The following is a 24,336-nucleotide window of genomic DNA, read 5'->3' on the forward strand; positions in this document are numbered from 1 at the left end:
AATTTTTTGTAAATTACATCAGGGAGTGACTGATGAACTATAAGAATAGCTTACCTCTACTTGGCAAAGTTGCCATCGCGGTTGCAGCCTCTGTCTCTTTTTCAACGTGGGCTGATACTTACAATGAAGCTCCACAGTTAAAAGAGCTGGTTGCAGCAGGGCAACTTGCTCCTGTAGCCGAGCGCTTGCCAGAAAACCCTTTGGTTGTAGAGCCATTTGAGTCAGTAGGGCAATATGGCGGTACGTTAAACCTAGTGGGCAAAGTGGTCGATAACGGTCATCGTATTCGAACTATCGCTTACGATAACTTGTTTAACTTTGATGTTAACTACTCCAAAGTTGTGCCAAACCTGGCCACAGATTTCACTTCGAATGAAGAGAATACGGAATTCACCATTACGTTGCGTAAAGGTGTTAAGTGGTCTGATGGTGTACCTTTCACCGCTGAAGATATCGCATTTTACATCAATGATGTGATTGGTGATCCTGAGCATTCAGGCAACCGCCCACTGACGCTACCAACGCATGATGCAGCGAAAGCGGAAGTGATTGATCCGCACACAGTGAAGATCACGCTGGCAAAACCAAATGGCCTGTTTATCCGCAGTCTGGCGACAGTAGACAGTGAAAGCTTTACGGCTTTTCCGAAACACTACTGTTCTCAGTTTATTCCTAAGTTTAACGACAAAGCAGAAGAGAACGCGAAAGCAGCGGGTTTTGATTCTTGGCGTCAGTATGCGTCAACCAAGTGTGAAGCTCACTACTTTATGGAGCACTACAGCAACGTTGATCGCCCAGTGTTAACCGCGTGGAAAGTGAAGACACCACCAGGGCCTAACGCAAGTTTCGCAGAATTTGAGCGTAACCCATATTACTGGCAAGTGGATACCGAGGGTAACCAGTTACCTTATCTAGATAGTGTTCGCTGGCGTTACAGTGAAGACCAGGAGGAAATGGTTTTACGTGCGGCAGCAGGCGAAGCAGACTACCAGCACCGTCACATTGGTCAGCCAAGCTACCGTCCAATGTTGATCGAAAATGAGAAGAAGAGTGGTTATACCTATGAGTTCCGTCCAAATACCCGCTGTACAGAACTTGCCATCGCACTGAACCAAACGGTAAAAGATCCGTTCAAACGTGAGTTGTTCCAAAACAAAGACTTCCGTATTGCGCTTTCTCATGCGATTGACCGTGAAGAGATCAGTGAAACGGTGTTTTCTGGTGCAGTAGGTCCTCATCAAACAGCACCAATTGAAATCTCACCGTTTTACGATGAGGAGATGGCAACTCAATACACTGAATTTGATTTAGACAAAGCAAATAAAATACTGGACTCTCTGGATCTGACAAATCGCGACAGCGAAGGCTACCGTTTAATGAAAAATGGTGAGCGTCTGCGTGTTGAGGCGGTCTCTAAGGTTAACGATAAAGGTGTACTAGCAGATTCACTAGAGCTAGTGAAAAAACAGTGGAAAGAGATCGGTGTTTTCCTCGATATCCGTATTCTTGAAATAAACCATGTGACCAACATCCGTTTAACGAATGATTTCGATATGATCCCAATCGCGGGTGATGGTGGGGTTGGTATTATCGATGACGCGCGTCATTACATGCCATTTAGTCCGGAATCAACTTGGGGTCTGGGTTACTACTTATGGTCAACCGAGCCTGGCAATGAATTTGCCGTTGAGCCGCCTGCACACGTGAAGAAGCAACTAGAACTTTGGCAGAAGATCCAAAATACTTCATCTCAAGAAGCTCAGTCTAAATACATGGATGAGATTCTTGATATCGCTAAAGAGCATTTCTATGTGATTGGTACGGTGGAATCACTACCTGTGGGTGTCGTGGTGAATAACAAGCTGCAAAACGTACCTGAAAACATGCCTCAATCCTGGACGTTCCCTTCTCCAGGGCCGATGCGTATGAGCCAGTTGTGGAAACAGCAATAAATCGGCATTAGCGTGACAGGCTAAATCGAATAAGACTCGGCTTTGATAGCTGAGTCTTATTTTATGAAGAGAAATAACCTGTTTGAGCGCGTTTACTGCTTTTATTTGACCCGTAAATTGACATTTTGAAGATTAACTTATTGAAATATTGGATTTTAATTTTAATGTAACCTCAGTATTCTAAGTTGAATTTTTACGAGTTGCTGCCGCGTATACTGTGCATTTTTACTTTCCTTGCGTATTTTTTCTTCAGTATCGTGATTTCTCTCCGTTCGTTAACAAAATTGTTCACTTATTACGTCACTTTTGTTCTCACCAACTCTTATGCGAAGCTTTTCAAAAACTCGAGGCAACGATCTTTGAATTGGCCTCAAACGTTATTTTCAAATACTTCCTTCATGAGATTCAGCTTCGAAAACTCGCTCTGATAGACAATAGAATCGCAATCGATTTCAAACCACTATGTGAAATTCGGTTATGAAATAAAGGCCTTACGTGGAAATGGAGGAGATGAAAATTAGAGAATTACACACTGTTTTAGTGTGATTTATTCCTCTCGAATCCTTATTTTTCACAATTTCATTTCCCCTTGGTTTTAATTATCTGTTGGATGAATGGTAATTAAAAGTAAATTTTCAGCGTGAATAATTCGGCGCATATCACGCTTCAAATCTTTAATGACGATCTTGTTATCAAAAAAATGAAAATGCGTTTTAAAAATAAATTCTTGTAAGTTCTAATAAAAATGAATGTAGGGTTTGGTTATTAAATTGGTTGCACTTGGAGGGGTCCAATCACCATTTTTCTTCACCTGACAGCGGAGGTTTCGGCCTTCATAAACCAAATTAAATATTCCGAATAGGATTGGGATTAAGGAACAACAATGAGCAGTTTTTTTCTGTTTATAGGTAAGCGATTGATGTCGATACTGGTGACATTATTGGCCGTGTCTATCGTTATTTTTGCGGTAATCGATTTGCCGCCGGGAGATTTTGCCTCTTCCAAAATTGCAGAGTTACAATCTATGGGACAGACGGTTGACCCACAAATGATTTATACCCTGCGTGAGATGTATGGTTTGGATAAACCACTGCTTGAGCGTTACTTTGCCTGGATATGCGGGTTACTCACTGGGGATCTAGGTATCTCCCTCACCAACAACCAGCCAGTATGGGAAACTATTGAACCCCGCATCTGGCCTACGGTATCACTGGCTGCTGCCGTGTTTCTTTTTCAGTTTGTGATCGCCATTCCTATCGGTATGTATTCAGCACTCCGCCAATATTCTTGGGGCGACTACGTGGCAACTATTTTAGGTTTCATCGGTATGGCCACGCCTAACTTTGTTATCGCCATTTTAGCTCTACTGATTGGCTATTACAGCTTCGATACCGTTGTGTCAGGACTCTATTCTGAAGAGTTCCTAGACCAGCCAATGTCTTGGGCAAAATTCCTTGATGCCGCATCACGCAGTTGGATTTACGTCTTGGTAGTTGGCACTGCGGGATTAGCTGGCATTATTCGGATTATGCGCGCGAACTTATTGGATGAGTTGAAAAAACCTTATGTAAAAACGGCGCGAGCTAAAGGTCAAACCGAAGCGAAATTGATCATGAAATATCCGGTACGCATTGCGATTCTGCCAATCGTTTCTACCATCGGCTGGATGTTACCTGCGTTACTTGGCGCTGATATTATCGTGAGCCAAGTAATGAACATTCCCACATTAGGTCCTTTGATGCTTTCAGCACTTCGGGCTCAAGACATGTTTGTTGCGGGTGATGTCCTGCTCATTATGTCGATTCTAACCATTATTGGTACCTTAATTTCAGACTTACTGCTCTATTGGGTTGATCCCCGTGTGCGTGTTGGTGTAGCGAAGGAGTTTTAGTCATGACGACGCAATCAATCAATCTATTTGGCCGTTTATTGGGCCGTAAAAAGCAAACTCTCGATTTGACGACTGCGACCCAATGGCAGTTAATTGGCCTGAAAATGCGTCAACATAAGTTGGCCTGGTACAGCATGTGGTTTTTGGTGTGGGTGTATATTATTGCGATTTTCGCTGAATTTTTCGCTCCATTTGACCCGAGTGACAACTGGCGTCGTTACACCTACGCTCCACCTCAAGTCGTGAGTTTAATTGAATCGACAGAGAATGGTTGGCGTTGGGCTCCGCATCTTGAGTTTTACAAGAGCAAAACCGATCCTCGCACTTTGAAGCGTCATTACACCTTAGATGAGAGCAAGAAAGTTTACTTCTCTTTCTTTGGTGAGACCGAGCGCTATCACCTTCTCGGTTTCATTCCAATGAATCGTAAGTTCATCGTGCCGCACGATCCTAAACAACCATTCTTTGTACTGGGTTCAGACAGAATGGGTCGTGACATGCTTTCACGCTTGATTTATGGCGCTCGAATTTCTCTTTCGGTGGGTTTGATGGGGGTATTTACCACCTTTGTTCTTGGCATTGTGATTGGCGGTATCTCTGGCTACTTTGGTGGCGCTATCGATAACTTTATCCAACGTAGTATCGAGTTTATGAAGTCGATTCCAACACTACCTTTGTGGATGGCGCTATCGGCGTCGCTACCTGCGGAGTGGAGTTCGCTGACTAAGTATTTCCTTATCACCATTATCCTCGGTTTAGTCTCTTGGCCAGATATGGCTCGAGTGGTGCGCAGCCGCTTTATGTCACTGCGTAGTGAAGAATACGTAGCTGCAGCTTGGCTAGATGGCAACAGTCCTTTTGAAATCATCCGCCGTTACATGGTGCCTAACTTCCTCAGCCACATTATTGCAGTTGTGACTCTGGCTATCCCGGCGATGATTTTGGGTGAAACTGCGCTGAGTTTTCTGGGGCTTGGATTGCAAGCGCCGATGGTGAGTTGGGGTGTATTACTTCAAGAAGCGCAAAACATCCGTGCGCTAGCAGAAGCATCTTGGCTACTGATACCTGCAGTGGCGGTAGTAGTAGTTATCTTAGCAATGAACTTTGTTGGTGATGGTTTGCGTGATGCGTGTGACCCATATCATGATCAGGGAGCGAAATAATAATGAAACAATGCATTTTACAAGTAAAAGACCTTAATGTGAGCTTCCCGACCAGTACGGAACATTTCCACGCGGTAAAAGGTGTAAGCTTTGATCTCTATCGCGGCGAAACACTCTCGGTGATTGGTGAATCGGGTTCCGGTAAATCGGTGACTTCGTCTGCCATCATGCAGCTATTGGATAAACCGGGTCGTATCGATTCGGGTGAAATTCTTTACCATAATGAAGAAGGGCAGATTATCGATATCGCCCAAATGGATCCGCGTAGTAGAGAGATGCGCTATATGCGTTGCTTTAACATCTCGTTGGTTTCACAAGAGCCAATGGCAGCGCTGAGCCCGGTTCACACAGTCGGCGACCAAATCAAAGAAGTGCTTTGTCTGGTTGACCCGAACATCACTAAAGAGGGCGCTCATGCCCGCGCATTAGAGTTACTTTATCAGGTTCAGATGCCGGAGCCTGAAACGCTGATTAACAAATATTCGTTCGAGCTGTCAGGAGGCCAACGCCAGCGTGTGGTTATCGCGACGGCAATTGCGTCAAATCCAGACATTTTGATTGCTGACGAGCCAACGACTGCACTTGACGTAACCACACAGGCGGAAATTCTCGACCTGTTCGCGGAGTTGCAACAACAGTTTGGTATGGCGATTTTGTTCATTACTCACGATTTAGGTGTGGTAGCGCAAATCTCAGACCGCGTCGCGGTAATGGAGAAAGGCGTGTTGGTGGAGTGTGGTGAAGTCAGACAGATCTTCGAAAATCCACAGCACCCATATACCTGTAAATTGATGGAAGCGACTCGCTCGTTAGAAAAGCCGTCAAAGGTTAAAGTGCCCTTTAAACTCGATGTCGACAATGCGCCACGTCCGATTTTAGACCTCAGTGGCGTAAGCAAAATTTTCGAAAAGCCTTCGAAAATGTTCCAGAAAAAGAGTTTTATGACGGCAGTAGATAATGCCAGCTTAACCCTTTTCCCTGGTGAATCTTTGGGTATTGTGGGTGAGTCTGGTTCTGGTAAGAGTACCTTAGGTCGTGCAATTCTAGGTATGTCTCCAGCAAGTACGGGTTCGATAAAATACGTCGATGAATCAACTGATTGTGAAATTGAACTCTCCGACTACAAACGCCAAACACGCGATCCTCTGTTTGCCGATTTACGTTTGATTTTCCAGGACCCTTGGTCGTCGTTAAACCCACGTATGACCGTCTTTGATATCATAGAAGAGCCGCTGATTAAGTTGCGTACAGAGATGAACAAACAACAGCGCGAAGAGCGTGTTCGCAACATTATGAAGTGGGTTGGATTACCACCTGAGTTTTCCAGCCGGTATCCACATGCTTTCTCGGGGGGGCAACGCCAACGTATCGTTATTGCTCGCGCACTTGTGACGATTCCTAAAGTCGTCATTGCCGACGAAGCAACCGCTGCACTTGATGTTTCGCTTCGGTCTCAAGTTCTGGATCTACTTATCGAATTTCAAAACACTTACGGAACCGCGTTTATTTTAATTACCCATGACATTGCGACGGTTAAGTATTTCTGTGATCGCGTGTTGGTGCTACAGCATGGCCATATTGTCGAACAGGGGTTCGTGGAACAAGTCATCTTCAACCCTCAACAAAGCTATACGAAACAGTTGATTGCTGCTGTACCGGTTGCAGAGTTACCGCCAGAGGAAGTGGTAAGAAAGACAGCGTAATGCTTGATTAAACACTAAGTAACACCACAAAAGTCTCCTTTTAATCAGGAGACTTTTTTGTATGCTCCGTCCTGCCCTAAAGTCCTGCTTCTGAATAGCGTCATCTAGTTTTCCTTTCTTAATGTAGATACCTGAATAACTTCAAGATGGAAGATTGAGTGCGTTGCCACTGGAACAAGTTCAGGGCCTGCTCTCAAGGAAAGAACACTCCGCAGAATAGAGAGATCTTTCCAAGTTATTTGCGGCTGGAATCGTTCTAGTGACAGGTGCCGAAGAGCGAGTTGTTTTGGCTCACTTCCTCTTGATTAAGAACCATGAGACCTCCACATCGTTACCGCGTCTGTATACTAAGTCACTCTCGCTGATTCTGGCATCTAGGGGTTATTTAGGCAGAGCAAACTTCCAGCCTTCACCGTTTTCAGAATGAGAAAAAGTGGGGTGCGGGCCTGCGTTTGAGGGGGCTTGAGGCAGTCAGTATTAGTGCTAAGCGTGCTAAGCCAGCAGTAACCGACAGTAAGAGGTGATTTGCACCGATATCAGTGTAAAAAAAGGCCCGGCGTGAAGCCGGGCAAAAGACAGGGTATGAGTAATTAGATTATTTTAGTTTTACGCTGTACGAAATCAGCACTTTCAGGTCGTTACGATCTGCTTTGTGCACGATGTCGTCTCCACGGAATTTGCTACGGAAAGTGCGAATATTCAGACCTTCCAATGCGCCATCCATGAATTTGTAGCCGATGTTCCAGTCAAAAGAGTACATTGAACCATCGTATTCGTTTTCTGTAGCACTTGAGCGAACGTTAGTGCCGTAGTTACCACCGATACCCGCAGTTAACTCAGGAAGATTCCAATCTGCAAAGTTATAGTTCACAGCCAGTTTCACTGCTTTTGTGCCGTCGGTATTGTAATCATCTAAGCCAGAAGTGGTTTGCTGGAAGTTACGGTTATCCGAGTTAGCCCAAGGAGTAAGGCGGAAGTTGTAGTTAAGCTCTTGGCCTCCAGTATCTGTGCTACTAATACCGGCAATCCAGGTAAAGCCGCCGTGTTTGATGTTGGCACCAAGGCCGATGTAGCTTTGAGCTTCTTCTTTGTTTGTCGTAACGCCTGCGGTTAGATCGCTCTTTTCTAGGATCGAACCGTGGTAGAACGCGCTTAGGCCTACGTTTGCAGAGCCCATATCAAAGCTGTACTTACCTAGTGCCTGCCAGTTTGTGCGGTAGTCTTTACCAATACCATAGCCTAAGTCGATTTGACCTTGGTCGAACTTGTAGATTGCGCCTATGGTTTGGATGTTGTCGATGACGGTATTCGTGGAATCAGCATCTTTCGTTTGGTTCTGGTGCCACTTCGTTGTCATTGGCAAGAACTCTTTACGCCAATCGTTTTTGAATTGATCTGCAATCGCGTAGCCTAAAATCAGGTCACCAAAGTGTGCTTTTGCCTCAATACCACGGTAAGCGTGTGGGTTTAATCCCCAGCTTGAGCGGATAGTACCAATGTTGATTTGTGTGTAGCCACCACGAACGGCTAAGCCCATGTCATCGTTACCAAATTTGGCTTTTAGCGCGGCAACAGACAGTGCAGCATAAGATTTTTCACAACCATTATCATCGTATGCCGGGTTGTTTTTACAATCGTGGTCATAGTAAAGGATCTCAGACATACCCGTAGTATTACCTACTTGTAGGTTGGTATTAGCCCAAAGATCCAGTCCGATCGTGTCTTTGAAGTAGCCTGATTTGTAATCCCAGGCAAGTTGCAAAGTTTGGTTTTCAATGTTTGGTGACCATTTGCCCGTTACCATGTCTTTTTGTTCACGGTCACGAATGTACAAAAATGAATGGAGACTAGAAGTTGAGCCATCATAAAACGCTTGCTTGGCTTCGGAAGCTAGATCTACAGCAGCCGCGCTTTGGTTAAGAATGTCGTTTGGGTCTACGTCATTAGCGAAAACTGAGCCAGAAGCAAGGGCAGCCAGTACAGCAGTTGAGAGCAGAGAAAGATTGATTCTATGTTGCATATCAATATATTCCATTTTTGTTTGAACAGTAATTTATTTGCCATGTGAATATTATTGATATTTGTTATTATTTAAAATGAAACGTTATTTCATGAATGAATTTCTCGACGCTGTTCAAATTTAAAAAAGTATTAACTTATTTTTATGTGTTGTGTTTCTTATCGGGTTTTTTGAATGAATATTAATTGTTAATATGATGTTGTTGGTATTCTTATTACTATAAATATCTTGTAAATGAAATTAATTTTGTTTTGTTGTCAATAAAACCTAAAGTTTAAAGTGTTTGATTAAAGATAATGTTTTTAAATGTTAGTGATTATTAAATTGGTAGGTTTTAACAGAAAAAATGAGACGTTCGTTTGCTTTTGGTACAAATAAAAAGAGCCCAAACGGGCTCTTTAATATTTAAAGTTTCTTAAAAGATTCAAATGCTCAAACGACTTCAAAATGCAGGATTCAGTGACACGCTCCTGAAGGGTGAGTTGTATTGGCTCAAAGACTTTGTTAACGAATTTTGATCTATAACCACTAGAACTTCAAATCGTTGCCACATATGTAATCCAATTCATTTTCTCTGAACCTAGAATTTCGAGTTTGTTTGGCTATATCTATATCATATTTTAACTAGTAACTATTTATATAGGGCCAACACTAATTAAATATGGAGTTTTTACCTTTGTTAATAAAGTTCATTTTTAATGATTAATATAAAAAACCTATTAATTGAATATGTATTTTATATTCAATTTGTTTCTCAGTGTTTTTATATTAAATTATTTAACTAAAATTGGTTTAATAATGAACACATCTGAATTTTATCATTCAAATTTTAATAAAATACTTTTTTAAGCGACGTTTTACAGCGCATGTCACATAATTAAGCTTATATTGACAATAAAAATGAAATGGCATTTCATTAATGTTGATTAAGAAACTCTGATTGTTTATAGTTTTTCCATTCATTCTGTTTATGTATGAGATCGTGGGTAAAGACAGGAAAGCGTGTTGAGTCAAAGCTCGAAAACCGTACTTGAATGTGATTATAAGTCCGCTTCTAAAAATGTCTCAGCTACTTTAAAGCAGCAGAACAACGATGTTTTGTGTAAACCAATGTTGGGATACGGAGGCGTTTCCTTTTCGGTTTGCTCGTCCAGTTCCATCGTAAGTTAAGAGTGGTAGTCATCTCCCCGTCATCAATCGACTGTTGTTAGAGGAATAGTGATGAGCGCTGTGGAACATCGCCAATTGTCGCAGCTTTTTCCATTTTTAAAGTGGTTATCAAAGTTGAGCTTTCAATCGCTGAAAGCGGATATCCTAGCCGGATTTACTGGCGCAATTATTGTGTTACCGCAAGGTATTGCTTATGCCATGATTGCGGGGTTGCCGCCTGAATTTGGTTTATACACTGCAATCATTCCCGCTATTTTGGCATCGCTGTTTGGTTCTTCGCATCATTTGATCTCCGGGCCGACCGCAGCGTTATCTGTGATTGTTTTTACCACGATCAGTCAATTCGCTGAGCCGGGAACGCCTCTCTACATCCAGCTCTGTTTTACCTTGACCTTATGTGCCGGGATTATTCAATTGCTTTCTGGACTATTGCGCTTTGGCGTCGTGGTCAATTTCGTCTCTCATTCCGTCGTTCTCGGGTTCACCGCAGGGGCCGCTATTGTTATTGGTATCAGTCAGTTAAAGCATGTTTTAGGTTTGCAGTACCACTCTGGTGAAACGGCAATGGAGAACATAGTTTTACTCTTCAGTCATCTTAATACATTCAATGTTAAAGAGTTTTTGGTGGGGCTGATCACTATCGTAGTTTGCGTGGTGTGTAAGCGAATTTGGCCCCAATTGCCTCATATGCTCTTTGCAACCTTAATAGCAATGTTGTTTGCATTTTGGATGAACCAAGCTGGGAACGAGGTGTTGATGGTTAGAGAAGTCAGCAGCAGCTATTTAAGCCTCTCCACTCCTTTGGCCGGGTTTAGCTATGTTCATTCCATGCTTGGAGGAATTATCGCTGTGGCAGTATTGGGACTTGTAGAAGCTATCTCTATTAGCCGTTCAGTCGCGATGAAATCTCGTCAGCAACTTGATAGTAATCAGGAGTTTATTGGACAGGGTGTTTCAAACATTGTTGGTTCTTTTTTCTCCTGCTATGTCTCTTCCGGATCGTTTACTCGTAGCGGCGTGAATTACGCTAGTGGTGCTCAAACCCCATTAGCGGCCGTATTTTCAGGGCTCTTTCTGTTAATCATCATGGCGTTATTTGCCCCTTACGCTGCCTATATACCGGTTGCTGGAATGGGTGGACTCCTGCTGGTCGTTGCCTGGAACCTGGTGGATGTTCATCACATCCAAGTGATTGCAAAACATGACAGTAAAGAAATATTGATTCTGGTTGTGACGACGTTATCTGCGATTTTTCTTCACCTTGAACTTTCTATCTATGTTGGCGTTGCCGCCTCTCTATTCTTTTATCTACGCAGAACGTCGCGTCCTGTCATCGAGTCGCTAAGTTGCGATGTGTTGAATATTGAAGAGCAGGAAGATATCGCGGTGATTCGTATTAACGGCTCAATTTTCTTTGGTTGTGTTCAATACATACATCAGGAACTACAGAAGGTGAGTGCTAAGCAACTGATTATTCTTGGGCGAGGTGTCAATTTCATTGATCACCTCGGTGTACAGATGCTTGATGACTATGTTTCGACTAGTGGCCGCACTGTGTATTTCTGTCGCTTTAAGACCAACGTCAAAATATCGCTACTCAATGGCTCAACGTCAGTTCGGGAAGAGCATTTTTCTGAACGATTGACGCCGTTGTTAAACCTAATTTGTAAGAGGTAATTCATGAAAGTACTAGTGACAGGGGGATGTGGTTACATCGGTAGCCATGCTTGTGTTGCTTTGGCTAAGGCAGGGCATCAACCGATAGTGCTCGATAACTTCAGTAATAGTAATCCGCGAGTGGTTGTTCGTATTGAAAAGCTGATTGAGCAGCCGTTGATTGTTTACCAGGGTGACATTCGTGATCGCCAGGCGCTTAAATGTATTTTTGAGCAACATGATATTGATGCCGTGATGCATTTTGCCGGGTTAAAAGCGGTCGGTGAATCGGTCGCAAAACCGCTTGAATACTATGCAAACAACGTGGTAGGTACGCTAAATTTATTAGCCACGATGCGAGACGCGCATGTTAACCGCTTGATTTTTAGCTCGTCAGCCACGGTTTATGGTGATCCTCTTAGTGTCCCTATCGCAGAAACCGCGACGACTGGAGCCACGACAAATCCTTACGGAACCAGTAAGCATATGGTTGAACGCTGCTTAAGTGACTTTTCAGCCGCCAATCCTGATTGGAGTATCACTCTGTTACGTTATTTCAATCCTATCGGTGCTCATCCAAGTGGTTTGATTGGTGAAGATCCAACTGGCATACCCAATAACCTCATGCCTTTTATTACCCAAGTGGCAATTGGGCGACGAGACATTCTGTCTATTTTTGGCAATGATTATCCAACGTCGGATGGCACAGGTGTACGTGATTACATTCATGTGCAGGATCTGGTCGCAGGTCATGTCGCAGCACTGGAAGTACGTGGTCACATCAGCGGATTGCATGTCTATAACCTGGGAACGGGCAACGGTGTCAGCGTATTAGATATGGTGGCTGCGATGAATAAGGTGCTGGGTAGGGAGTTGCCAGTGCGCATTGAACCAAGGAGAGCCGGTGATATTGCTCAGTGTTTTGCCCAAGTGGATAAGGCAGAGCAAGATCTTGGTTGGACTGCGAATCACGATTTAATGGATATGGTTGAGCACAGTTGGAACTGGCAACAGCGTAATCCGAATGGTTACCAATTTTAAGTTTAAAGGAAACATAATGTCTCAATCATTTGATGTAGCAGAACATCCTCACCGTCGTTTTAATCCCCTTACGGGCGAGTGGGTGTTGGTGTCGCCTCATCGCGCAAAAAGACCGTGGCAGGGACAACAGGAAACACTCAATATTGAAAGCCTGCCGAGTTATGACGACAACTGTTTTTTGTGTCCAACGAATACGCGGATCAGCGGTGATATTAATCCAAATTATCAGGGCACTTTCGTCTTTAAGAACGACTTTGCCGCCCTTACCGAGCAAACCCCTGATTCACCATTGAGTGATGATCCTCTTTTTCAACTGCATAGTGCTAAAGGGGAAAGCCGTGTTATCTGCTTCTCTCCTGATCACAGTCGCACACTGCCAGAATTGAGCCTGAAAGAAATCGGACAAGTGATTACCACTTGGATGGAACAGACAAAAGAACTGAGCCAGCGTTACCCTTGGGTACAGGTGTTTGAAAATAAGGGTGAAAGTATGGGGTGCTCGCAACCTCATCCGCATGGCCAAATTTGGGCAAACAGCTTTGTTCCTACCTTAGTCACAAAAAAAGACCAACATCAGCAGCGCTATTTTGCGCAGTACCATAGTCCTCTGTTACTGGATTATGTTCAGCGTGAAGTGGCTTCTGGCGAGCGTATTGTTGTCGAAAGTGATTATTGGGTGGCATTGGTTCCTTACTGGGCGGCCTGGCCATTCGAAACTTTGGTATTGCCAAAAATTAAGCTAAGTCGACTGACGGAAATGACTCAAGAGATCCAGGCTGATCTCGCTAAAACCATTAAGTTGTTAACCATCAAGTACGACAATCTTTTTCAGTGTGCTTTCCCTTACTCAATGGGCTGGCATGGCGCACCGTTTATCGGAGGTAATCCGGATGCTTATTGGCAAGTACATGCGAGCTTTTTACCACCACTACTGCGCAGTGCCACAGTACGAAAATTCATGGTGGGATATGAAATGCTAGCCGAGAGTCAGCGCGACTTAACGCCTGAGCAAGCGGCTGAACGCTTACGCAGTGCCTCAGAAACTCACTACAAGCAAGGGTAGTTTGGCGGTTGGATCGCTCAACAATTCTTCACAATCAAAGCTGATATTAATTTTTATATTTAAATCAAATAATAAAAATGAAATATCGGTTTAAAAATGTGAAGTGGTGATGTGTTTATGATGATATATCACTGTAAAGTATATAAATGTTATTAAATATAACCCTGACTTTGTATTACAAAGGTTTTAAGAGATTTTCAGCATGAGTGAAACGATAACTTTGCGTCCTTTGCCAAGTACGCTGGACGAAACAAAAGTGGTGAACCATTTATCCACTGTGGTAGAAGCGATTAAGCGCAATATTCCTAAAATTGGGGAGCGTAATCCAAAGATAGGCACCCCGGAACATCAATGGGATTACTGTGACCAGTTTGATTGGGTATCGTCGTTTTGGACAGGCGAGTTATGGCTCTGCTACCAAATGACGGCTGATCAGCAGTTTAAAAACAGTGCCAATCTGCGCAAACAATATTTTGCCGACATGCTGCTTGATCCATTCTGGTTAGATCACGACCTGGGTTTCCAATACAGCTTAAGCTGCGTGGCTGAATACAAACTGACGGGCGATGAAGAGTCAAAAATGATGGCAATTCGCGCCGCTGATCACCTAATCCATCGTTTCCGCAAGATTGGTGGTTATATCGTTGCGTGGAATGACACGCATCCTCTTGGCCCTGAAATTACGCAAGGCAAATCGATCATCGATTCTCTGCAAAATACCGCGTTGCTATTTTGGGCGTCAAAAGTGACAGGTTCTCCGGTTTATGCGCAAGCCGCAACTCGACACAGCGAGACGTTAGCGAAGCATATTGTGCGTGAGGATTACTCAACGTATCACTCATTTAACTTCCATCCTGTCACTCAGGAACCGATCAAAGGTGAGACGTTCCAAGGTTACGCGGATGATTCCTGTTGGGCTCGCGGACAATCATGGGCAATCCACGGTTTCGCTCAAACTTATCTGTACACTCAAGACGAGAAATTCCTAACGCTGGCGAAGAAGCTAGCTCGCTACGCTGTAGAGCAAATCACAGACGATGGTGTTCCTGTTTGGGATTACTCGCTACCAAGTGACGAAATTCAGTACAAAGACAGTTCCGCAGGCGCGATTACTGCTGCGGGCTTACTGTTGATTTCGCAGTGTATTCAAGATCCAGAAGAAGCGAAGCAGTACCGAGATTGGGGTAACTTCCTGTTGCAAGGTCTGATGGACAGCTGTGATTTAACGGGCGATGAATCTGCGCTTGGCTTGCTTGCACACGGTGCTTCGTTTGTCAAAGTTGGTCTGTGCGACAACATGTTGCCGTACGGTGATTACTACTATCTTGAAGCTTTGATGCGCGCTAACGGTTATCAGAAGTTCTTCTGGTAAGCACACTCGAATATCCATTCAGGGGGATGAAAGCCCCCTGTCTATCCCAACTTTTTGGAGCCTATCATGACCCAAGTTGCCTCTCGTAAAGGTCATATGACCCTGCCTGTCGAAGAAGGGCAGGAAGAAGTAGTACTGGATTTATATCAGCGTTGGCAAGCGGATGCACTTCGCGACAGCGATGGTACAACTATGCCGGATTCATTAGCTGAACAAGACAGCGACATCTATTCAGTGATGTGCCTTGTTCGTGCCGATCAGGAATACGCTAACCAACATCCAGAGTACTTACATCGTAAATATCTGATGTCGTTCCCTGTGACGGCGATGAGTGATCGCGTTGAGATTTATCCACTCGATGGTTACAGCAAAGACAAATATGAGCTGGATGATGACAGCGATCCCAAGCTTTGGTGGGAAGTCCGAAACCGTACCTTGAACGAAGTGATTCCGGCTGACAAGTGGGAATTTGATGCGGAACATCAACGTATTGAACTCTTTGATGCGATCCCTTATCACGAGTACACCATTACCTTTATGGCGCGCCAGGTTTGGGACAGCGTTTCTATGTACAACGCCCTGACTAACGATTGGAAAGGACCTCGTATTAAGAGTCTTGACCCATACCATCCGGAATGTCGTGCTCATCTGTTAAATCATTTTGCACATTGGCTGGAAACGCACCCGAATACTACAGTGGTTCGATTCACCACCTTTGCATTTTTGTTTGTTATTGATACTGGTGAGAAAAACCAAGACATCTATCGAGATTGGACGGGTTACGGCGAAACCGTGAGCCCACGAGCGCTGGAAGATTTTGAAAAGCGTTTTGGCTACAAGTTGTCTCCAGAAGATTTTGTTGATGCCGGTTACTACAACGGTACCTATAAAGTGCCATCTAAGCAGTATCAAGACTGGATGACCTTTGTACAAGAGTTCGTCGTGGAGTTTGCTGCAGAGCTGGTTAACATGGCTCATCAAGCAGGCAAAAAAACGGCGATGTTCCAGGGTGACCACTGGATCGGGACGGAACCGTTCCTTGAGAGCTACCAAAAGATTGGCATCGATATCAATGTCGGCGCGGTAGAAGATGGCGTAGCTCTGCGTCGTTTAACGGATTCAGGCGGTGATCAGATTCGCGAAGCGCGTTTTTATCCTTACTTCTTCCCGGATGTATTCCGCGAGGGGAATGATCCTGTGGTTGAGTCTATGTCTAACTGGACCAAGATCCGCCGTGCGATGTTGCGAAAACCGTTGGACCGTATTGGCTACGGCGGCTACTTGTCGCTCGCGAACCAGTTCCCGCACTTTATTGACCATGTTACAGAAATTTCACGTCAGTTCGGTGACTACCTTGAATTCACACAACGTAGTGAATCGAAAAAAGTGGCAGGAAAAGTAGCGGTATTGAGCGCATGGGGCGCGGCACGTAGCTGGCTGCAAAACCAGGCTCGAGACCAGCGTTTCTACGTTCCACCTCGCCCTGATGTGATGGAATTGGTAGGTAACAATATCCTTGAATGTCTGTCTGGTTTGCCATTTGAGGTTGAGTTCATCAGCTTTGATGACATTGCAGAAAAAGGCATCTGCCCTGAGATCAAAGTCATCATCAATACGGGTGATGCAAACTCAGCATGGAGTGGTGGTGAGTGTTGGGATGATCCAAAAGTCATCGTTGCACTGCGTCAGTTTGTTGCCGAAGGTGGTGGTTTACTAGGTGTATCCGACCCTTCCGCATGGCAGAAAAATGGCCGTTACTTCCAGCTTGGCGATGTATTTGGTTTAGAGAAAGAAACCTCCCTGACGATGGGACGTGTTGCCATGCCACTGCAAATCGCAGAGAACCATTACTTAAGTCAGTTCATTAAGGGTGATGAGGACTTCGGCAACCCAAGCTATGTGTATCCACAAGCGGAGGACTTGACGGTACTGGCAGCGCAAGGACAACATCTGGCGCTAACGGCGCGCGGATACGGGGAAGGTCGAGCTGTGTATCTGGGTAACTTACCATTCAGTATGGAAAACGCTCGTTTGCTACAACACATTCTGTTGTGGCTGACTCAGCAGGAAGAGCTTTCTCATGCATGGTTGTCGAATAACCCGCAAGTTGATGTCGCTTTTTATCCCGAGACCAATAAAGCCACAGCGGTAAACTTCACCAATCAAGCTCAACAGGTCACGGTATTCAATACACAAGGTGAACCACAACAATTGGCATTACAGCCATATGAGTGGAGTTGGTTCGATAACTAACCCTGCTATGTCAAAGAAGGTGTGAGAGCACCTTCTTTTTGGCTGAAATATTCTTTATTCAATCCTTCGGTGACTAGATTAATAAAAATGAAGGTCACACTATTAGTTAGTACTCACTTCTATCAAGTGGTGAGAGCGATTCAAACTCACATCGAACGATTACCTTTAAAAGTGTATGCGGTGACGACGCTCACTCTGAAATGGGAGCTGGAGCACGTATTTGGGCCGCAGAGAGGATAACCCGTGTGAAGCGATGCTGCGGGGGATATATTGAGTTTCATAGACATAATTATGGATCATTGCTATGCGCACTATTTGGTTAGTTCCGACGTTGTTGTTGTCAGGATGCGCGGTTACCCCTCATTCCACTCCGATTCAGGATGATGCCAACTGGCATGTTGAACAGCTTTCGAATGGAATGAAATACCATATCTACCCGACACAAGATCAAGAGATCTCAGTCCGTATGGTAATGAACATCGGGTCGTTTCAGGAGCGCGCCGACCAAAAAGGCTATGCGCACTTTGTCGAGCATATGGCGTTTAATGGCAGCAACCATTTTTCTGGTAACGAAGCGATTAAATTGTTCGAACAGTCCGGCGGAAGTTTTGGTGCGGATATCAACGCGTTCACTACCTATCAGCAAACGGGGTACAAATTAGATCTCGCGAACCAAAGTAAATTGCAAGAAGCGTTAATCTGGATGCGGGACATTGGGGATGGTCTGACGTTTTCAGCTGCCCAAGTCGAGAAAGAAAAAGGCGTAATCTTGGGGGAATGGCGACGCACAAATCCGGATGATAAGCCTTTTGCCCTCAATGCTTATCAGGCTTCAATTGAAGGCACACCTTATGGGAAGCATGAGCCAATTGGTACGCGAGACTCGATTGAAAATGCGACATCGTCAGGACTAAAAAGCTTTTATGAAAAGTGGTATCAGCCACAATATGCTGAATTGATCATTGCTGGCAATGTGGATGTCGACTCGCTTTCGAAACTCATTAACAAGACGTTTTCCAGTTGGGAAAGTACGTCTGACGACGTGGTCAAAAAGCGTCGCGACATTCGGGTGAACACCAAAAACGAAATCTTACTTAGTAATTCCATTGAGTCACCAAGTTTGCATCTTGTCATTGAGCGGGGCGCTATCGGTCGTCAAACCATTGAGCAGCAACATTTGGAATGGCTGGATGAAGTGGCAGGACAATTAATCCAGCAACGTTTGATTGCGGATCTTAACGACGCTGCGGTGCCCTTTCAGTACGCGTATGCCCAGCCATACTATTCTAACTATCACCGTATGGTGTCTGCTGGTATCTCATTTGCGCCAGAGCGACGTGAACAGATGCACACACTGTTTATCAGCACGTTATCTTCGCTGCGTGATTATGGTGTTACCCAAACGGAATTAGACAGCATCATGGCGAACTGGCAAGGTGAATTGGCGAATCTGGACTCCGACTGGAGTAAACGCAAACCAAACAGCTATGCAGAATCACGGGTATTTCAGTTAGAGCAAAACAGCGCCGGCCAGTCAAAAGAGAGTTACGCACAGAGTTTGGCCTCATTTCTCGACATTACCACTTTAGACCGTATAAATGCTCAACTTGCAGAGCTCTTGTCCCAAGCGCCGAGTTTTTCTATTGGCATGGGTAAAAGTGAAACGCGCACCCAGTTTGCCGGTGCTTTTTCAGCGTTGAACTCGGCTTATTTCCAGCCGGGACAAAAGCCTTCTGCTTTGGACTCTGAGTCACAGGGCTATACTGCGTCTGATGGATTCCTTCAGCCAGTTGAGGAAGGCAGCATTATAAGCTCGCGCAAAGAGTCTGGAGGTTTTGAGGTCTACACGCTTTCCAATGGTGTAGACGTGTGGTTCCAACAAGATCATAAAGCCGGAGGCCGGGCTTACCTGTATTTTGCCAGCCAAGGAGGCAAAGCCGCACTGGATAAATCGCTATATCCGGCGTTTGAAATCGCTACGATGGCAACAGTAAGAAGCGGGTTAGGGGCGTTTTCAGGGGCGGAGCTGGATGGTTACTTACGCGCAAATAACATTGCTCTTGTCCCAATGCTGGATACCACTAGTCACGGCGTCAAAATGACCACGCAAAAAACGCGTTTAGAAAATGCATTGAATGCAATGTATAACCTCGCTACAGAGATAAAAGTCGATGAACGCCAACTGGCTGCGGTGAAGCAAGAGTTTAAACAGCAACGTCGTGCCTTTTTTGAATCACCGACGGGTAAGTTGATTCAGGAAGCGAACGTCAACGCTTATCTGCCTGATAGTCGTCACCGCATCTTAGACAGTAACGGCGTTGATCATGTAACACCTGAACAGATACTGGCGGTTCACAAGCGTTTATTTAAGTTCAATAGCGGCTTCAAAATGGTGGTGGTTGCGGATATCGAACCAGATCAACTTGAACCACTTTTAAGCAAGTATGTTGCTTCCATCGAAATGAGTCCCGGCGAGCCAATTGATTACCACGTGGCATTGAACCCAGATGCTCCGAGTCGCTCCGTCATGACAGATGGCCATGAACCATCGGCGCTTTACTTACAGCGCTTAACCAACGCCAACGATGATGCCCAAAGTGGGAGGGATACCATGATAGTCGATATCCTGCAGCGTATCAGTACGGCACGCATTCTGGACCAATTACGTGAAGAGTTGAGTCTGGATTACAACCCGAGTATTTACCCGATGATACAAGATCGTGAGCGAGTTTCGGATTGGATCTTTGAATCCCAGATAAATCCAAAAGATGTGGCAATGATGGACCGCCAGCTCAATACAATTTTTGATCACTTGGCAGAAAACATTACTCAAGAAGAGGTCGATATTGCGGCGCAACAATTGATGGTCGCCATGCAGGGAATGGAAGACAAGCCGAGCCAACGAGCTTGGGCTTATGGCCGTTACCTGGTGCATGATTACGGCTTGGATGTATTGCTGAACGTTGAAAAATCGGCCAGAAGTGTCACTCTGGAAGAAGTTCAGTCTCGCGCACGTTCGGTATTTGGGCCGCGAGCAAAACGTACGACGATCATTTTAAATCCACTTTAATGTATAGTGGCTTAGTCATAAGGTCTAAATTGGAAACCTAGGCAAGCGATCTTTTACTAGGGATGGCGTTTATCGAGTTGATACTTCCTCACCAGAGCAAGTTTTTCTCGATAGGCGTCGATCAGCTCTGGTTTTGTTTTCCCTTCATTGTGATAGAAAAGTGCTCCTTGTTCGCGGAGGAAGTCATAATGATCGTTTATCATCTCAAGAACGGTGTCCACACGTTTTAACGTGGTTGCCGTGCAGCTCTTGCCATCAATGTCATCCTCAATATCCAGAACATGAGAACGGAACATCTCAACAATAAACAATTTCTCTAACTGCTGCGTGCTCTGCAAGGCAGCCTGATATTTGAAAAGTTGTCCTTCTTTAGCATGGATGACAGCTTCGCTTGCCTTGTTTTTGCGTAGCCACTCACACTGTTCGAAGAGGATTTTCAGAGCTTCGTGCTTTACGTTTTTAAACACTGCCAATGACTCTTTCTTAGAGCAATTATGTTCTAACAACCATCCAGAAAGGAATCGGGTTTCGAAGCGCTCACAGAATTGAAAGATAGGTGCGTTAAGACTGTCGCTATTGAGCTCTGTTAACGGATCGAATGGGTACATGTAGCCGAAGTCGAACAGCCACAGTTTGTAGCCATCATCCACGAGCAAGTTTCCTGCGCATAAATCCCATTCGAACAGGCCAATTCTTTCGCATGCTGACAAGGTAGAAAATAGTTGGTAAAGCAATGAAGAGGAAACGGAACTAACTGGCTTGCCTTCAATCCAGTCAGACAGAATGATACCTAAACGGTAGTCCGCGTAGACCGTCGGAACAATACAGGCGAAGTCGTGGGATTTGTCGGGACAATCTTTCTGCTTTTGCAAATCAGAACGACGCTGCACTTCATTCAGGAACGACAGCTGTCCATTAAGATTTTGCACCATGGCTTCAGGGAGCTTCTTTTTCAGAGTGTAGTCTTTTCCGCCAAACCTTACCCGAAACACTTCAGCCGTTAATCCACTTTGAAAAGCCTCAACGACATAAGGAGAAGCATCGGTCGTTCGAGCCAATTGTTCCGGAGATATCGGACAATCGTCAATATTGCCAACGATGAGATTTTCTCCGCTCTTTTCAAATTGCATCTGCTGCTTTTGACGTTTGTCCATGTGAATGCCCATCTTCCTATTGATTCTGATTATTTTATCAAGAGTGTCAGTTTGTGAATCCTCCTTACTTCATAAACTAAGAGGCTGAGCGTTGAGGTGCATAATGGGGATTAAAGTTTGGGGAGGATGAGCTGGATGTGAGTGTCATCCCTTTCCGACCGATCTGTCGTATTGTTCTTAAACGATGGATAGAGAGATAAGTGTTTGAAAATTGGAGAAGAGCTTATGTTATTTTTCAAGGAAATGAGATTCACTTACAAAAAGATATTTATCTCTTTAAGGAGAACTTTATGAGTAAAGATAACCATTCTGCAGGGAAGTGCCCAGTGATGCATGGCGGTATGACATCTACGGGGTCCACTGTTATGGATTGGTGGCCGAATGCCCTAAACCTAGATATTCTCCATCAGCACGATAAAAAAACCAACCCTCTGGGCGAAGACTTTAATTATCGTGAAGCGTTGAAAACGCTTGATGTCGAAGCGCTGAAAAAAGATCTAAAAGATCTGATGACAGATAGCCAAGAGTGGTGGCCAGCGGATTGGGGTCATTACGGCGGTTTGATGATCCGCATGGCGTGGCACTCAGCAGGAAGCTATCGTACTGCTGATGGTCGAGGCGGTGCATCTACCGGTAATCTGCGCTTTGCGCCACTAAACTCATGGCCAGATAACGGCAACCTGGATAAAGCTCGTCGTTTACTGTGGCCAATCAAGAAAAAATACGGCAATAAAATCAGCTGGGCTGACCTAATGATTCTGGCGGGTAACATGGCGTACGAATCAATGGGTCTTAAAACCTTTGGCTTTGCATTCGGTCGTGAAGATATCTGGCACCCTGAAAAAGACACGTACTGGGGCTCGGAGAAAGAGTGGTTAGCTCCGTCACGTGGCGAAGGTAGTCGTTACTCAGGTGATCGTGATCTTGAGAACCCTCTGGCTGCAGTGATGATGGGCTTGATTTACGTGAATCCAGAAGGTGTTGATGGTAATCCGGATCCACTTAAAACAGCAGCAGATATGCGCGTCACCTTTGCTCGCATGGCGATGAATGATGAAGAGACGGTAGCACTAACCGCTGGTGGTCATACCGTGGGTAAAGCGCACGGTAACGGTGATGCCGCCGAACTGGGGCCAGAGCCTGAAGCCGCAGATATTGAAGAGCAAGGCCTTGGCTGGAACAACCATACATCGCGTGGTATCGGCCGTGATACTGTGACCAGCGGTATTGAGGGCGCGTGGACCACTCATCCCACACAATGGGATAACGGTTTCTTCAAAATGCTGCTTGAGCACGAATGGAAGCTGACAAAAAGCCCGGCAGGTGCTTGGCAATATGAACCAGTAGAAATTGCCGAAGAAGATAAGCCTGTCGACGTAGAAGATCCTTCAATCCGTTACAACCCAATGATGACGGACGCCGACATGGCTCTTAAAGTCGATCCTGACTACCGTAAGATTTCAGAGCGTTTTTACCAAGACCCAGCTTACTTCAATGAAGTCTTCGCTCGTGCTTGGTTCAAACTGACTCACCGTGATTTAGGCCCTAAAGCTCGTTACGTTGGCCCAGATGTGCCGGCTGAAGACTTAATCTGGCAAGACCCAATTCCAGCGGGTAACACTCAATACGATGTCGAAGCGGTTAAAGCGAAGATTGCCGCTACTGGCCTGAGTGTCTCCGATTTGGTTGCTACTGCTTGGGACAGTGCTCGTACATTCCGTCGTTCGGATCTTCGTGGTGGAGCAAATGGTGCGCGAATTCGCTTAGCCCCGCAAAATGCCTGGGAAGGTAACGAACCAGAACGTCTGGCGCGAGTGCTGGGAGAGTTAACGCAAGTGGCGGAAGAATTTGGTATCAGTGTTGCAGACGCGATTGTTCTTGCGGGTAACGTCGGTATTGAACAAGCGGTGAAAGCAGCAGGATTTGACTTTGACGTGCCATTTTCCGCTGGCCGTGGTGATGCGACAGCAGAGCAAACTGACGCAGAGTCATTCGACGTTCTGGAGCCGCTGGCCGATGCTTTCCGTAACTGGCAGAAGACGCACTACACAGTTACTCCAGAAGAGATGATGCTAGACCGCGCACAACTACTTGGTTTAACCGCGCCAGAAATGACAGTCCTGATTGGTGGTATGCGTGTGCTTGGTACAAACCATGGTGGTAGCAAGCATGGGGTGTTCACTGACCGCGTTGGTGTATTAACGAATGACTTCTTCGTCAACCTAACTGATATGGCATACAGCTGGAAACCAACAGGCCGCAACTCTTATGAGATTTGTGATCGCAAAACGGGTGAAGTGAAGTTCACTGCAACTCGCGCGGATCTTGTGTTTGGTTCAAACTCTATCTTGCGCTCTTACGCTGAGGTTTATGCGCAGGATGATAACCAAGAGAAGTTTGTCAAAGACTTCATCGCTGTCTGGACGAAAGTGATGAATGCTGACAGGTTCGATTTGGTTTAACGAACTAATTCTGTCAAATACAGACTGAGTAATCAGTGTTCGTGTTTAAAAGCCAGCAGTATCTCTGCTGGCTTTTTGCGTATCCATGCCAGACATTTTTTATTTGCATAACGTTGCTTGAATGAAAATCGTAACGGCAGATATGTATCGCTTTATCTTACCCAAATACACTTTTTGAACAATTGGTAACGTTCCCTTTCTATTTTGAGTGAAACCAATGTGAGTTCGTTGTTGTGTATGAAATTTGTTCTATATTTAAATTATTAAATTTATTGTCATAAAAATGCCAGTTTTTAGTCAATAAATCAGTTATTTATGAAAGAGACGTTAATATATCTAAACAATTTTATTGTAACCGGATCCAAG

13 protein-coding genes are annotated in these 24,336 nt (G+C 44.9%); 11 read left to right on the top strand and 2 right to left on the bottom strand.

Features of this window, described 5'->3' with window-relative positions:
* Positions 1-32: 32 nt before the first annotated feature.
* The 4 genes from ACWYU8_RS08555 (at position 33) to ACWYU8_RS08570 (ending at position 6,709) form a co-directional block, all read left to right on the top strand.
* Positions 33-1,952, top strand: a complete 1,920-nt coding sequence (locus ACWYU8_RS08555; protein WP_457518895.1) for an ABC transporter substrate-binding protein — start codon at positions 33-35, stop codon at positions 1,950-1,952.
* Between the two features lie 883 nt (positions 1,953-2,835).
* Entirely contained in the window at positions 2,836-3,843 is a 1,008-nt protein-coding gene (locus ACWYU8_RS08560; protein WP_457518897.1) for an ABC transporter permease, read from the top strand.
* A 2-nt stretch (positions 3,844-3,845) separates the two neighbouring features.
* Positions 3,846-5,006: an ABC transporter permease gene (locus ACWYU8_RS08565; RefSeq protein ID WP_457518899.1), complete on the top strand. Its 1,161-nt coding sequence runs from the start codon at positions 3,846-3,848 to the stop codon at positions 5,004-5,006.
* A 2-nt stretch (positions 5,007-5,008) separates the two neighbouring features.
* The gene (locus ACWYU8_RS08570; protein ID WP_457518901.1) at positions 5,009-6,709 is read left to right on the top strand and encodes a dipeptide ABC transporter ATP-binding protein; all 1,701 of its coding nucleotides are present in this window, start codon (positions 5,009-5,011) and stop codon (positions 6,707-6,709) included.
* A gap of 595 nt (positions 6,710-7,304) precedes the next feature.
* Here ACWYU8_RS08570 and ACWYU8_RS08575 read toward each other — a convergent pair.
* A complete protein-coding gene (locus ACWYU8_RS08575; protein ID WP_457518903.1) occupies positions 7,305-8,744 on the bottom strand; it encodes an OprD family outer membrane porin in 1,440 nt (479 codons plus the stop codon).
* 1,206 nt (positions 8,745-9,950) lie between these two features.
* On the opposite strand from ACWYU8_RS08575, the gene ACWYU8_RS08580 reads away from it, so the two are divergent.
* From ACWYU8_RS08580 to ACWYU8_RS08605, 6 genes are all read left to right on the top strand, one after another.
* Positions 9,951-11,576 (top strand): SulP family inorganic anion transporter, encoded by a 1,626-nt coding sequence (locus ACWYU8_RS08580; RefSeq protein WP_457518905.1) that lies wholly within the window; start codon positions 9,951-9,953, stop codon positions 11,574-11,576.
* Positions 11,577-11,579: 3 nt separating this feature from the next.
* Positions 11,580-12,596: a UDP-glucose 4-epimerase GalE gene (gene galE / locus ACWYU8_RS08585; RefSeq protein WP_457518907.1), complete on the top strand. Its 1,017-nt coding sequence runs from the start codon at positions 11,580-11,582 to the stop codon at positions 12,594-12,596.
* A 16-nt stretch (positions 12,597-12,612) separates the two neighbouring features.
* Complete coding sequence (locus tag ACWYU8_RS08590) at positions 12,613-13,659, top strand: UDP-glucose--hexose-1-phosphate uridylyltransferase (RefSeq protein WP_457518909.1); 1,047 nt, start codon at positions 12,613-12,615, stop codon at positions 13,657-13,659.
* Between the two features lie 202 nt (positions 13,660-13,861).
* Positions 13,862-15,031, top strand: coding sequence for a glycoside hydrolase family 88 protein (locus ACWYU8_RS08595; RefSeq protein WP_457518911.1), 1,170 nt, complete (start codon positions 13,862-13,864; stop codon positions 15,029-15,031).
* A 66-nt stretch (positions 15,032-15,097) separates the two neighbouring features.
* Complete coding sequence (gene gnpA / locus ACWYU8_RS08600) at positions 15,098-17,284, top strand: 1,3-beta-galactosyl-N-acetylhexosamine phosphorylase (protein WP_457518913.1); 2,187 nt, start codon at positions 15,098-15,100, stop codon at positions 17,282-17,284.
* A gap of 304 nt (positions 17,285-17,588) precedes the next feature.
* Positions 17,589-20,354, top strand: a complete 2,766-nt coding sequence (locus ACWYU8_RS08605) for a M16 family metallopeptidase (RefSeq protein ID WP_457518915.1) — start codon at positions 17,589-17,591, stop codon at positions 20,352-20,354.
* Between the two features lie 56 nt (positions 20,355-20,410).
* Here ACWYU8_RS08605 and ACWYU8_RS08610 read toward each other — a convergent pair whose 3' ends face one another.
* The gene (locus ACWYU8_RS08610) at positions 20,411-21,508 is read right to left on the bottom strand and encodes an AarF/UbiB family protein (protein ID WP_457518917.1); all 1,098 of its coding nucleotides are present in this window, start codon (positions 21,506-21,508) and stop codon (positions 20,411-20,413) included.
* Positions 21,509-21,798: 290 nt separating this feature from the next.
* On the opposite strand from ACWYU8_RS08610, the gene katG reads away from it, so the two are divergent.
* Positions 21,799-23,970, top strand: coding sequence for a catalase/peroxidase HPI (gene katG / locus ACWYU8_RS08615; protein WP_457518919.1), 2,172 nt, complete (start codon positions 21,799-21,801; stop codon positions 23,968-23,970).
* Positions 23,971-24,336: the final 366 nt, after the last annotated feature.

This window comes from Vibrio limimangrovi (genome assembly GCF_054064025.1).